This is a genomic window from Acinetobacter sp. PFS20 (assembly GCF_052261015.1).
GTDB lineage: Bacteria > Pseudomonadota > Gammaproteobacteria > Pseudomonadales > Moraxellaceae > Acinetobacter.
Genome location: NZ_JBPVZE010000001.1, coordinates 3351834 through 3364058 on the forward strand (window position 1 = coordinate 3351834; position 12225 = coordinate 3364058).

Annotated in this window: 14 protein-coding genes; 5 read left to right on the forward strand and 9 right to left on the reverse strand. The window is 36.4% G+C overall.

The features are described 5' to 3' along the window. Positions 1-3: 3 nt before the first annotated feature. The 5 genes from ACS125_RS15890 to tsaE form a co-directional block, all read right to left on the reverse strand. Positions 4-864, reverse strand: a complete 861-nt coding sequence (locus tag ACS125_RS15890) for a DMT family transporter (protein ID WP_238611604.1) — start codon at positions 862-864, stop codon at positions 4-6. A gap of 141 nt (positions 865-1005) precedes the next feature. Next, positions 1006-1527 (reverse strand): RNA chaperone Hfq, encoded by a 522-nt coding sequence (gene hfq / locus ACS125_RS15895; RefSeq protein ID WP_004791573.1) that lies wholly within the window; start codon positions 1525-1527, stop codon positions 1006-1008. 94 nt (positions 1528-1621) lie between these two features. Beyond that, positions 1622-2566: a tRNA (adenosine(37)-N6)-dimethylallyltransferase MiaA gene (gene miaA, locus ACS125_RS15900; RefSeq protein ID WP_049836982.1), complete on the reverse strand. Its 945-nt coding sequence runs from the start codon at positions 2564-2566 to the stop codon at positions 1622-1624. A 6-nt stretch (positions 2567-2572) separates the two neighbouring features. Then, complete coding sequence (gene mutL / locus ACS125_RS15905) at positions 2573-4522, reverse strand: DNA mismatch repair endonuclease MutL (protein WP_443273261.1); 1950 nt, start codon at positions 4520-4522, stop codon at positions 2573-2575. Then, the gene (gene tsaE / locus ACS125_RS15910; RefSeq protein WP_049836984.1) at positions 4515-4988 is read right to left on the reverse strand and encodes a tRNA (adenosine(37)-N6)-threonylcarbamoyltransferase complex ATPase subunit type 1 TsaE; all 474 of its coding nucleotides are present in this window, start codon (positions 4986-4988) and stop codon (positions 4515-4517) included. Before tsaE ends, mutL begins: the two co-directional genes overlap by 8 nt. 120 nt (positions 4989-5108) lie before the next feature. Here tsaE and ACS125_RS15915 point away from each other — a divergent pair, with 120 nt between their 5' ends. The 3 genes from ACS125_RS15915 to ACS125_RS15925 all read left to right on the forward strand — a co-directional run bounded on the left by ACS125_RS15915 (position 5109) and on the right by ACS125_RS15925 (position 6978). After that, positions 5109-6017, forward strand: a complete 909-nt coding sequence (locus tag ACS125_RS15915) for a pseudouridine synthase (RefSeq protein WP_443273264.1) — start codon at positions 5109-5111, stop codon at positions 6015-6017. A gap of 110 nt (positions 6018-6127) precedes the next feature. Beyond that, positions 6128-6436, forward strand: coding sequence for a type II toxin-antitoxin system RelB/DinJ family antitoxin (locus tag ACS125_RS15920; protein WP_174745849.1), 309 nt, complete (start codon positions 6128-6130; stop codon positions 6434-6436). A 98-nt stretch (positions 6437-6534) separates the two neighbouring features. Next, positions 6535-6978 carry a GNAT family N-acetyltransferase gene (locus ACS125_RS15925; RefSeq protein ID WP_174732695.1) on the forward strand — a complete coding sequence of 148 codons (444 nt, stop codon included), beginning with the start codon at positions 6535-6537 and terminating at the stop codon, positions 6976-6978. Here the strand turns inward: ACS125_RS15925 and ACS125_RS15930 are convergent. Both ACS125_RS15930 and ACS125_RS15935 read right to left on the reverse strand, forming a co-directional pair. After that, the gene (locus ACS125_RS15930; protein WP_174732693.1) at positions 6971-7675 is read right to left on the reverse strand and encodes a pseudouridine synthase; all 705 of its coding nucleotides are present in this window, start codon (positions 7673-7675) and stop codon (positions 6971-6973) included. The two genes, ACS125_RS15925 and ACS125_RS15930, sit on opposite strands and share 8 nt — an antisense overlap. A 101-nt stretch (positions 7676-7776) precedes the next feature. Next, a complete protein-coding gene (locus ACS125_RS15935) occupies positions 7777-7995 on the reverse strand; it encodes a hypothetical protein (RefSeq protein WP_004791556.1) in 219 nt (72 codons plus the stop codon). A 251-nt stretch (positions 7996-8246) separates the two neighbouring features. Between ACS125_RS15935 and ACS125_RS15940 the strand changes: the two genes are divergently transcribed. Continuing rightward, entirely contained in the window at positions 8247-8699 is a 453-nt protein-coding gene (locus ACS125_RS15940; protein WP_004791554.1) for a DUF441 domain-containing protein, read from the forward strand. A gap of 63 nt (positions 8700-8762) precedes the next feature. Here ACS125_RS15940 and ACS125_RS15945 read toward each other — a convergent pair whose 3' ends face one another. Together ACS125_RS15945 and ACS125_RS15950 are read right to left on the reverse strand one after the other, a co-directional pair. Then, positions 8763-9683, reverse strand: a complete 921-nt coding sequence (locus tag ACS125_RS15945) for a LysR family transcriptional regulator (protein WP_443273268.1) — start codon at positions 9681-9683, stop codon at positions 8763-8765. Between the two features lie 288 nt (positions 9684-9971). Then, entirely contained in the window at positions 9972-10769 is a 798-nt protein-coding gene (locus tag ACS125_RS15950) for a DUF4198 domain-containing protein (protein WP_443273270.1), read from the reverse strand. Between the two features lie 242 nt (positions 10770-11011). Here ACS125_RS15950 and ACS125_RS15955 point away from each other — a divergent pair, with 242 nt between their 5' ends. Next, positions 11012-12205: an MFS transporter gene (locus ACS125_RS15955; protein WP_151963110.1), complete on the forward strand. Its 1194-nt coding sequence runs from the start codon at positions 11012-11014 to the stop codon at positions 12203-12205. The last annotated feature ends 20 nt before the right edge of the window (positions 12206-12225 follow it).

Consider the following 12225-nt stretch of genomic DNA (forward strand, 5'->3'; position numbering starts at 1 on the left):
GAACTATAAACTCATTGCCCTAGCTAAACAAAGTACGCCACTGATCCCCAATAAAATACCCAAAGTGGTAGGCCATTTTAATTTTTCTTTATATAAAATAACGCCACTTGCAATTCCTAATAACACAACGAGTATATTCATACTTGCAAAAACAATTGCAGGTGAATCCTTTAAAAAGATATGAGCCTTCACATATAAAGCAATATTTGAAAAATTAAGCACACCTAATACTAATCCAGCTATAGCACTTTTAAGCTGCCATTTTTGGGTTTTCTGCACCAATAAATATGAAATTGATAATATAAAAGATGTAATAAAAATAAGATTCAACGTGAGTGTAAATTGAAGACCTAAACTACTCGTATATTTTAAGAGAATGTCTACCGCGGCATACCCACACCAAACACTTAATAGAGCAACAATTGCTTTTCGAGATTGATGATTCGAAGAAGTATTCATTTGTCCCAATAAGACGAGTAAGACTGCAAAAACTCCTAAACCTATTCCCCACAGCTTTAATGCATTAAATTGCTCATTAAAAATGAAATAAGCTGCGAGTAAAGAAAGTACCACGGAAAGACGTTGTGCAACCTCAGTTTTAACAATTCCTGCATATTCTAATGATTTAGCTAAACATAGAAAAATACTGGGCAAAATCATTCCTAATGCAACAATTAACCACCAAGGCGTCTTTTCTATTGAAATATGTTGAATATCCGGCTGAAACCACCAAAAGCAAAGAAGACTCGCACTCGCATAATTCCATGCAATCATTTGTAGCGGCTGGTAACCTTTTTTCTTTAAGTTTTTTAATAGGATGGACACCAAAACACTGCTTAAAGCAGCAGCTAATATTAATAGCATCGATTAAAACTCTATTTATTTAGATATATCAGCCATAATGATCAAATTACGACTACTGTTGAATCAAATATTTTAAATTAATTTATAAATAAACATAAAAAAAGCCAGTCATTATCTGACTGGCTTCTTTTTAGATTTCAATTAACGATTATTTTCGTCTTCTTGACCATCTTCAAATTTAGTATCGTTGTCAAAACCACCTTGATGACCACCGAAACCGCCTTGACCACCGAAACCGCCTTGACCACCGAAGCCACCTTGACCACCGAAGCCGCCGCCTTGACCACCGAAGCCGCCTTGACCGCCGAAGCCGCCTTGACTACCACCAAAGCCACCGCCTTGACCGCCACCAAAGCCACCGCCTTGACCGCCACCGAAACCACCAGTAGGTTGACCACCGAAGCCGCCTTGTGTACCACCTTGTGCTGGGAAGCCTGTACCTTGCGCGCCTGCTGGGCGTGGGTTACGAGCTGGAACAACAGTTGAAATAGCGTGTTTGTAAACCATTTGACTTACTGTATTTTTTAATAAAACAACATATTGGTCAAAAGATTCAATATGACCCTGTAATTTAATACCGTTCACAAGGAAAATAGAAACAGGGATACGTTCTTTACGGAGAGAATTTAAGAACGGATCTTGTAAAGTTTGACCTTTAGACATTTTTAACTCCAAAAAAAAATTTTTAAATCAGCGCAAAAAAACTATCTTTATTTTTCAACTAAAAATTATAAAAAGACAGTGTGCAAATTTTGCTTTATCCATAAGAGTTTCGCAAGTCTTCTTTCGCCTGCTTTATCGTCAAGTAAGTTTTAAAATCGTGTATTTCTTGCAAAGAACGTAACCACGTATATTGACGTTTGGCAAGTTGTCGTGTTGCAAATAAAGCTTTATCCTCCATTTCACGTTTACTTTTGAGACTTAAGTCACTTTTTAATAGAAATTCTAGTGCTTGTCGATAACCCACTGAACGCATTGAGGGTAAATTTTCATCTAAATCGTATTTTTCAATTAGAGCTTCAACTTCACTCAAAAAACCGATATCCCACATTTTGCTTAATCTTTGCTCAATGCGTTGATGTAATTCTACCCGATCTGGAAGTAAAGCATAATTATGAAATATGTATCGATATGGTACGTTTTTTGGTTGTTCTGCCTGCAATTTAGTAATTGGTTCACCCGTAATCTTATAAACTTCTAATGCTCGAATAATCCTTTGCTTATCAGTCACATTAAATTTTATAGCTGCAGCAGGATCTACAGAAACCAACTCATCATAAACGGCTTGCCAGCCTTCATTTAAACCTTTTTCTTCAATTGCTGCGCGAACTTGAGCATCAGCACTCGGCAAATTACCAGACAACCCTTCTAATAATGCCTTAAAGTACAACATCGTGCCTCCTACCAAAATAGGAGTCTTACCACGTGAATGCATATCATCAATTAACTTACATGCATCTTCAACAAACTGAGCAGCTGAATAAACTTCAAGAGGCGTAATAATATCAATCAGATGATGAGGATAGAGCGCTTGCTCTTCACGCGTTGGTTTAGCGGTGCCAATATCCATATCTTTATAGACGAGTGCAGAATCAACAGAAATTAGTTCAAAATTTCCACGCTCATATAATTCACATGCCAAAGCGGTTTTTCCGCTCGCAGTTGGTCCCATTAAATTGATGACGGGCAATTGATTTGACATGTAAAACTACTCTCCTCGAGCAAATAATTTATCTAATTGAGATAATGGAAATGCACGCCAAGTTGGCCGCCCATGGTTACATTGGCTCGCAAATTCAGTTTGTTCCATTTGACGGAGTAAAGCATTCATTTCTGACAGGCTGAGTTGTCGATGTGCACGCACTGCTCCATGACATGCCATTCCAGCTAATAACTCGTCTCTCTTTTGAAGTAACCCTTGGGCTTCATCATTTGGATCTAAATCATTTAAAAGTTCTGGAATAAGATTTTCAAAATCTGCTTTTTGTAATATGGCAGGCACACCGCGAACAATAACTTGCTCATCACCACATAAATCAATTTCCAAACCTAAGCGCTCAAGTTGAGGTTTTAACTCCTCTACCCTGACGGCCTGCATACGGCTAATAGAAATGACTTTAGGTATAAGTAACTGCTGAGATGTCCAAAATTCAGGTTTATCCCAAGCATTTTTCATTTGTTGTAATAAAATACGCTCATGTGCCGCATGCATATCAACAATAATAAGGCCTTCGGTATTCTGCGCTAGAATATAAATTCCATGAAGTTGAGCAATTGCGATACCTAAAGGAAACTCATCAACTTTAGTTACTGGTTCAATATTTTCATTTACTGAAAAAGTAGCAGGTTGGTCACGTAGAGGCGCCAAGTATGTCTTTAACGCATTATTTAATTGAGCAGAACCATTATATTTTGGTGCTTGATCTGCATAGTGAACAGCTTGCGGACGACTAGCATTAAAATCAGTTAATAATTCAGTGGGTGCATGCTGAGTTCGTACTTCACTATCTGCATTTAAAGTTTCATTTGCTCTGTGCAATGAAAATTGTTCTTGATATTTCGGCTGCGGCTGTACTGAATAATCTGATTGTTCATCTACCTTCATCGCTTGAGCTAAATCAGCACTCGCTGTCTGAAATTGCGATAGAGTTTCTTTTGCATAATGCCTTACAAACTCATGCACTTCTCTTTGATTTAAAAAGCGAATTTCATGTTTTGTAGGATGAACATTGACATCAATATTTTCAGGATCGACTTCTAAGAAAAGTAGATAAGATGAATGTTGATGGCCATGTAAAATACCGTCATATGCCATACGTAATGCATGTGAAATTGTTTTATCTTTGACAATACGTCCATTTACATAGACATATTGCATATCAGCCTGCGCACGTGCATCAGAAGGATGACCAAGCCAACCCGATAAACGCATGCTAATACTTTCAGCATCCATCCAATATGCATTTTGTACGAATTGCGAACCTAATAATTGCTGTACTCGCTGAAAACGCAGCTCGCCGCTATCCGCTATAGGTAGATTAATTCTAATATTATCATTATGCTCAAGCACAAAACGTATATCGAAATGTGTTAGAGCTAGACGGCGAACAATCTCTTCGATATGGCCAAATTCAGTGGTTGGTTTTTTTAAGAATTTACGTCGTGCAGGGACATTAAAAAATAAGTCCTGAACACGTATATGGGTTCCTTTTTGAGCAGCAACAGCTTGTACTTGTTGGTGGTCAAAGGCTGTACCATTCACTTCAACCTGATGACCAATTCCGCTTTCATCTTGGCTACTCGTCAATGTCAATCTTGAAACAGCAGCAATCGAAGCAAGTGCCTCTCCACGAAATCCTAAACTTACAATAGCGTGTAAATCTTCTGCCGTTTTAATTTTACTTGTGGCATGACGCATAACAGCTAATGCTAAATCTTCAGAATGAATGCCATGCCCATTATCAATAATTTCTATTAGGGTCGAACCACCTTGAGCAATTCGCACAATGAGTTCAGTTGCACCGGCATCGATAGAGTTTTCTAATAATTCTTTAACAACAGATGAAGGACGCTCAATCACCTCACCAGCAGCAATCTGGTTGGCTAACGCTGCGTCTAATGTATGGATACGACGTTGTGTTAGCTTTTCATCAGTCATGAAGCTGTTCCTGCAAAGTCTGATACAAATGTTCTGTAGGTAAAGTTAGGGTTACCAAACGGCTCAACTCATCATCTGACTTTTGAATATCAATAATGATATCGGCCTCTGGAATTTCATCGCCACCTTTTGATGGCCATTCAAATAAAAATAATGCGTCTGTGATATCTAAATAATCACGGATTCCCATTAATTCAAGTTCATAAGGGTCATTCAAACGATATAAGTCAAAATGAAAAATTTCTTTATCATTAATTTTATATGGCTCAACGAGTGTATAAGTTGGACTTTTAACAGAGCCTTTGTGGCCCAAAGCCTGTAAGAAATAGCGCGTAAGTGTGGTTTTACCCGCACCTAGATCCCCAATTAAATAAATTACACCCGACTGAACATGCTGCGCCAAAGCTTGAGCTAAACGCTCAGTATCTTCTTCATGATTTAAGACCAATTTCAATGAATACGACATAGCACACATAACATGATTCGAAATAATCGATATGATAACATTGCCCTGCCTTAAAAGCCTACTTAAGCCCTAGAAGTTGGCTTTTTTTATATCAATTTTCTTACATATTTACACTTTTTTATGTCTAGTCCGAACGATTTTTTGCCACCTATGATTGATGGTGTAAGCGCAAGCCAAGTCTATCTTCCTGCACACACAAATACTCAAACTATTTATGAGTATCTATGCCAACATTTCCAACATATTAAAACGCAAGAGTGGCAACAACGATTTCAAGATGGACTTATTTATGCAGCAAATGGACAAAAACTAACATTAGACAGTCCATACCAAAGTAATACCCATATTTTTTATTATCGATTTCTGGCTTATGAAGCCCACGTTCCGTTTGAACATCGGATTTTATTTGAGAATGATGATTTACTGGTTGTCGATAAACCCCATTTTCTAACGATCAGCCCGACTGGACAATATGTTCAAGAAACGCTTTTAGTCCGATTAAAAAAACAAACAGGCAATGAATTTTTAACACCTATTCATCGTCTAGACCGTGAAACTGCTGGTGTTGTTCTATTTTGCAAACGGGTTGAGTCGCGTGGTATTTACCAACAATTATTTGCAGAGCGCCAAGTCAATAAAATTTACTACGCTGTTGCACCTTATAAAAAAGATTTAAATTTTCCTCAAACCTTACATTTGCATTTAGATAAAGGTCATCCTTTTTATACTATGCAGGTTATAGAAAATGCTAAAGCCAATACTCAGACTTATATCGAGCTGATCGAGCACAATCAGATTTGGGCAAAATATCGCTTAACCCCAACAACAGGTAAACAGCACCAGCTTCGCGTGCATCTTAATTACTTAGAAATTCCGATTAAAAATGATCCATTTTATCCATTAGTTCAACACAAGGCTGAAGATGATTTCTCTGAACCATTACAGCTGCTAGCTAAGCACATTTCATTTATAGACCCTCTCACAAAAGAGGGAATGTCTTTTAATTCTGAGTTTGAATTGACATTGTAATGTAACCGTAATTACAAAAAGATTATTTTTTATGCCAAAAAGCATTGAAATTACATTGCGATGGTTTAAAATAAATTCCTAAAAATTAAAATCATTTGGTTTTGTTATTCATGCGAAAAACAGAAGTTTATCAGGTTCGACTTGACTCCCAAGAAAAAAAGCAGGCTTTTGCTGTTTTTAAACAACTGGGAATTACCCCTGCCCAAGCAGTACGACTTTTTTTTAAACAGGTCGTATTAACTAAATCTATTCCTTTTGCTATCGAAAATCAGAATATTAATATGGAACAATTATTAAAGTTAAGAAAAGCCAAAGCATCTTCATTGAACCAAAATCCATCAACTTTAGCTGAAGATGATGACCATGAAGATTTATTTGAAGAACTTAATGCACTTCTTGGTGAAAGCGACAAAACTTAACACTGTTGCATTTATAAACAAGTTTTAACGTCAAAAAGCTCTTTTTTTCGTTATGCTCTCTTTGTAAAAACATAATGATAAGTTACAAGGAGTGCCAAATGATCGTTAGACGAGCGACTTTTGAAGATTTAGAGCAACTCGCCGTTTTATTTGATGAATACCGCCAATTTTATGGGGCCTCTTCTAATTTTAATGAATCCCTTCACTTCCTTAAACAACGTTTTGAGAATAGAGAAAGTGTGTTCTTCATTCATATTAAAGACGATAAAATTACGGGTTTTGTTTTACTCTATTTAGGTTTTTCTTCGGTTGCTTGTTCAACTTACTATATCCTAGATGATGTCTATGTTACACCCGTTTTCCGTCGCCAAGGTTCAGCTAAACAGCTCATCGATACAGCAATCTTATTTGCAAAACAAGAGAATGCTTTGCGGATTAGTTTGGAAACTCAAGGCAACAACCATGAATCTCATCGCTTATATGAAAAAATGGGATTCATTCGAGATAGTGAGTTCCAAACTTTCCATTGCTTTCTTAAGTAAGATTTTGAGCGAGCTGTTTTTGTTGTTCAGATAAATAAACCCACTCACCATCTTCAAGTTCAGGTAAAACCAATTGCCCTACTTGATGGCGATGTAATGCTTCTACCTTATTTCCTACCGCTGCAATCATTCTTTTTACTTGATGATAAACACCTTGATGAATCGTCATAGTTAATTGATGCGTTTCTAATATCTCCACATCTGTTGCAGCAAAAACACCTTTTTCTTGATGCAAACTCACACCTTGGCTCAACATCTCAATTTGCTCAGTTGTAACCGGATCTATAGTCGAAACATGATAAACCTTGGGCACATGTTTACGAGGATGAGTTAAAGCTTGAAGGTATTTACCGTCATCGGTCAGTAAAAGTAAGCCTGTGGTATCTTGATCTAAACGACCAATGGCTTGCACACCCCGTTGAATCAATATTTCCGGTAAAAGACTAAACACGCTTTGATGATGATGAGGCTGATGTGAACACTCAAAACCTTTTGGCTTTTTTAGAGCAAGGTAAACTTTTTCTCGATATTGATAAGTTTCCCCAAAAAGAGAAAACTCTAAATTTTCTGGAGAGAATTGCTTCTTGAGATCATCTGCAACCTCTCCATCAATACTTACAGATCCGTTTTTTATTAACTGCTGACAATATTTACGTGAACCAAACCCTTGTGATTGTAAAATTTTTTCCAGCAGCATGAAGTTTTCTCTTTAGAACTAAGCTGTTATTTTAACGTAGTTTCCACTTTTTACTAAACGCTACGAGCAGCTCTTTACACTTACTTCATTCAACTTACACTTTATTCTTCAACTACTCGATAAATATTTTCGTTCTGTTCACTTTCAAATAATAATTCGGTAGTAGGCAAAATAATTTCATTATCAACAATAATATGTTCAATACGTTGGCTTAGCTTTAATGATTCATTTTCATGTTCAACTAAGTTTTTCTTTAGTTGCGCTTTTGCATCATGAATCTGATCAAACTGATCTTTGATTTTGATATCAATAATGTCCATAAATCTATCCTGTACTCATGAGTAATGACTATTTTTATATCACACCTTTAAGAAACTAAAACTTTTAACTTGTTAATTTATATAACATTGTTTCCAAGCGTAACCAGAAATTAAAAATCTTTATCATTTATAGATATACAATGATTTTTTATCAAAAATTAGTTTTAAAATCGGCTATATCTTTTAAAGCATTCACATTACTACTCTTAAATATTATACAATTCCATTTATTTACTTTCTCCGCACTCCCCATGCTTGCCCAATTTGATGTTAATTTAGTTGTTCTACTCGTTCTGTTGATCTGCGGCTTATTAAGTCAAAATGCAGCTGTAACAATTGCAGCTGGTGTGCTCATTGTCGTTAAAATTACGCCATTAAATGAATTTTTCCCCTATATTCAAGCTCACGGTCTTAATTTAGGAATTCTTATTTTAACGATTGGTGTACTTACTCCAATTGCCAGTGGGAAGCTCAGTGGGGAGAGTATTTTAAAGTCATTTGTTAGTTTTAAATCACTTTTGGCTATTGCAATTGGCTTATTAGTCGCTTGGTTGGGTGGTCGTGGAGTAAAACTAATGTCAAGCCAACCTGACGTGGTTGCGGGTTTACTTATTGGTACGGTTGCTGGTGTTGCTCTACTTCGTGGTGTACCGGTCGGCCCTCTGATTGCAGCAGGCTTACTCTCTTTATTTATTGGTAAATAAGAAGTCGATATTAAAAAAGGTGCAATTAAGCACCTTTTTAACACTTAGGCTAAATTATTTGTTTTAGCCAGAATAATAGGCATTTCGTTTTAAAGAAAACTTTTCTAACTGCTTTAAAAATCCTTCAAAATAACTTTTCTCTTTTTCTTCAGTTCGATAACCCGCATATAAAGTTCGTCTTAAGCCTGTAAGAGAAACACAATCTAAACGGCGGCTTGTGACCCAACCCTTTTGTTCATATTCATTTACCACCCAATCAGGTAAAGCAGCAATACCTCGTCCACTTGCTACAAGCTGAATAAGCATTTGAGTTAAATCAGTTGTTCGTATTTGTTTAGGCTGAATATTCGCAGGGATAAAAAGTTTAGACATGATATCTAAACGGTGCTTATCAACTGGATAAGTAATTAAAACCTCTTCGGCCAACTCTTGAACTGTAATATTCTCAGCCCGCACCAAAGGATGAGTATTTGATAAGACTAAACGTGATTCATATTCAAAAATCGGAAAATACTCAATTCCTTTTAATGCAATTGGGTCTGCTGTAATCAGCAAATCAAATTCAGCATTTTGTAAGAGTTCATGCGGATTGGCTTCAAAACCTGAAGCGAAGTCTAAATCTACATCTGGGTATTGCTGGCGATACTGATTTAATAAAGGCATTAACCAGTCAAAACAACTATGGCATTCCGATGAAAAAATAATTCTGCCGGTCTGTCCATGCACAATACGCGTGATATCACTGTGGGTAATCTGAATTTGTGGCAAAACATCATCAGCTAACTTTAATAAGCGCTGTCCAACATTAGAAAAACTAACAGGTCTACTTCGACGATTAACAACCTCTACCCCATACCAATGATCTAATTCTTTTAATTGATGGGAAATGGCAGATGGCGTTAAACAAAGGTCATTTGCTGCCGAAACTAATGAACCATGCTCGCGTAAAGCAACTAAAGTTTTAAGGTGACGAATTTCTAACATGGGCCAAGCCTAAAAAAGAGATTTATCTACAAATGGATAAAGCTCATCTTTACTTTTCCATAAAACTTTCGATAAATCTGCATTAATGAATTTTATTCACTTTAACACAAAATTAGTTAGTTTGTCTCAACATGAATTTTATTTCACTATTTTTGCTTGGGATGAATTTAGGTATCTTTAAAAATGAAGGGAAATTAAAACGATCTCATAAAGTTTTTAAAGTGATTAAAAAAAGTATGAAAAACAAAAATAGACCTCATAAAGGTCTATTTTTTAAAACATTAAAAATTACTGTGCTAATACATTTAAGCTAATAATCGTATAACTCTGGTTTTTAGGTTTTACTTTCAAGTTTAGGGGAGCTGTTACTTCTACTAAGTACTCTCCAGCTTTTGGAAAGCTAAGCTCAACCTGACCATTCTTTTCTGCCTTAAACTGCTTTACTTGTTTGTCAGTTGCACCCTTTTCTCTTAAATTAACTTCAGCATAAGCTAAAGGCTGGCCCTTTTCAGTTATAGCTAATTTAACTGGTTGAGCAGCTTTAATTTGGTTTGGATGTACGGAGAAACTAACTTTAATCGGTGTATTAGGAAGCTGAATATCTGAAACTTTTCCCTTAGAAAGATAACTCTGCAATATCCACTCACGTGTTACTTGCTCTGGTTTAATTGTTTTTGTTTCAAGGTCAGTCGGAATCAAATATTCACGTTCTGCTTTCGGTGGAGCTTTATCAGCTGGCATATCAACAAATAGATGCCATTCTTTTTGGTCATATACATATTTTAAAGGATAACTCGCCTGAGTTTGAACAATGTATGTGCCTTCTTCAGGTAGGTCTATATCAAAAACAGTTACAGACTTATGTACAGCTTCTGAGTTGATGGTTTTAAGCTCATTTTTAGGTGTAATTACAGTAAGCTTGGCATCCTTTAAAGCATATTCACTATTTAATGCTTCTTCAGCATAACCAGCAATTACAGGTACTTGAGTCTGTTCAGTTTTATAAGCTACAGGTGCTACATAAGGTTCGTGAGCAAAGCCTGTTGTACATATCAATGCAAGTGACGTCATTAGAAATCTATTCATTATTACAAAATCCTGTTGTATGCAAAGTGAAAAAATCAGACAAAATATAAGCGGATACAGTATACACAAATAAAAATAATTCTTATTATCATTCGTTATTTTTTATTATTTATAGATCAAAACGTGAAAATTTAAATTTACCTCATTTAAATATGTAATCATTTTCTCATTAATTTAGTTTTTTATTATTCTGTTCTCTTTTCCCTTATACTTCTCTTTTTTGTGTCTTTCCTCAACTTATTATGGCGTCCCCACAATCTCCTCTTTCTACACATCAACACTATTCACTCTTTTTAGCAATTTTCTCTCTCGCTGTAGGTGGTTTTTGTATTGGAACTACCGAATTCGTCGCAATGGGACTGATTCAAGAAATTGCAAATAACTTAAATATTACTGTACCTGAAGCTGGTCACTTTATTAGTGCTTACGCATTAGGTGTAGTTATTGGCGCTCCTATCATTGCTATTCTTGGAGCCAAAGTTCCGAGAAAAACTTTATTACTTTGCTTAATGCTTTTTTATGGTGTAGCTAATGCCTTTACCGCTTTAGCTCATACCCCCGAAACTGTTTTAATCTCACGTTTCATTGCAGGTTTACCACACGGAGCATATTTTGGAGTTGGTGCATTAGTTGCAGCAGAACTCGCTGGCCCATCAAGAAGAGCTTCTGCAGTTGCCCAAATGATGATGGGTCTTACAGTCGCAACTGTAATTGGCGTTCCTCTCGCGACGTGGTTAGGTCAAAATTTTGGCTGGAGAGCTGGTTTTGAGTTTTCAGCAACCTTTGCTTTCGTCACTTTAATTGCTGTTGGCTTTTTTGTACCCAATATTCCAGTCCAAGCTACTGCCAGTATAAAAACAGAATTAGCTGGTCTTAAAAATATCAACATGTGGTTAACACTAGCAGTAGGTGCTATCGGTTTTGGAGGCATGTTTTCTGTTTATAGCTATGTCTCACCAATTTTGACTGAATATACAAAAGTTAATATCCAAATTGTCCCTATCGCTTTAGCTATCTGGGGTATCGGTATGGTTATTGGTGGCTTAGCAGCGGGATGGCTTGCAGATAAAAACCTAAACAAAACGATTGTAGGTGTATTAATTAGTTCAGCAATCGCTTTTGTTGTTGCCAGTTTCTTAATGAGTAATATCTATAGTGCTATCGCTTCATTATTTTTGATTGGTCTCACCGTAATGGGATTAGGCGGAGCATTACAGACTCGTTTAATGGATGTAGCAGGTGATGCTCAAACACTAGCAGCGTCACTCAACCACTCTGCCTTTAATATGGCCAATGCATTAGGTGCATTTTTAGGTGGATGGGTACTCAGCCACCAAATGGGTTGGATCGCGCCAATCTGGGTAGGCTTTGTTTTGAGTCTCGGTGGTCTTATCATTTTACTTATTGCATTTGCTGTTGAAAAAGCCAGTAAGTAAATTTAATCAAAGAAAATGCT

Excerpts from the sequence above, each read along its gene's own strand:
- ACS125_RS15890 (WP_238611604.1), bottom strand. The coding sequence starts at position 864 with ATGCTATTAATATTAGCTGCTGCTTTAAGCAGTGTTTTGGTGTCCATC.
- tsaE (WP_049836984.1), bottom strand. The coding sequence starts at position 4,988 with ATGTCGTATTCATTGAAATTGGTCTTAAATCATGAAGAAGATACTGAG.
- ACS125_RS15940 (WP_004791554.1), top strand. The coding sequence starts at position 8,247 with ATGCTTGCCCAATTTGATGTTAATTTAGTTGTTCTACTCGTTCTGTTG.
- ACS125_RS15920 (WP_174745849.1), top strand. The coding sequence starts at position 6,128 with ATGCGAAAAACAGAAGTTTATCAGGTTCGACTTGACTCCCAAGAAAAA.
- ACS125_RS15925 (WP_174732695.1), top strand. The coding sequence starts at position 6,535 with ATGATCGTTAGACGAGCGACTTTTGAAGATTTAGAGCAACTCGCCGTT.
- ACS125_RS15945 (WP_443273268.1), bottom strand. The coding sequence starts at position 9,683 with ATGTTAGAAATTCGTCACCTTAAAACTTTAGTTGCTTTACGCGAGCAT.
- ACS125_RS15935 (WP_004791556.1), bottom strand. The coding sequence starts at position 7,995 with ATGGACATTATTGATATCAAAATCAAAGATCAGTTTGATCAGATTCAT.
- hfq (WP_004791573.1), bottom strand. The coding sequence starts at position 1,527 with ATGTCTAAAGGTCAAACTTTACAAGATCCGTTCTTAAATTCTCTCCGT.
- miaA (WP_049836982.1), bottom strand. The coding sequence starts at position 2,566 with ATGTCAAATCAATTGCCCGTCATCAATTTAATGGGACCAACTGCGAGC.
- ACS125_RS15950 (WP_443273270.1), bottom strand. The coding sequence starts at position 10,769 with ATGAATAGATTTCTAATGACGTCACTTGCATTGATATGTACAACAGGC.
- ACS125_RS15955 (WP_151963110.1), top strand. The coding sequence starts at position 11,012 with ATGGCGTCCCCACAATCTCCTCTTTCTACACATCAACACTATTCACTC.
- mutL (WP_443273261.1), bottom strand. The coding sequence starts at position 4,522 with ATGACTGATGAAAAGCTAACACAACGTCGTATCCATACATTAGACGCA.
- ACS125_RS15915 (WP_443273264.1), top strand. The coding sequence starts at position 5,109 with ATGTCTAGTCCGAACGATTTTTTGCCACCTATGATTGATGGTGTAAGC.
- ACS125_RS15930 (WP_174732693.1), bottom strand. The coding sequence starts at position 7,675 with ATGCTGCTGGAAAAAATTTTACAATCACAAGGGTTTGGTTCACGTAAA.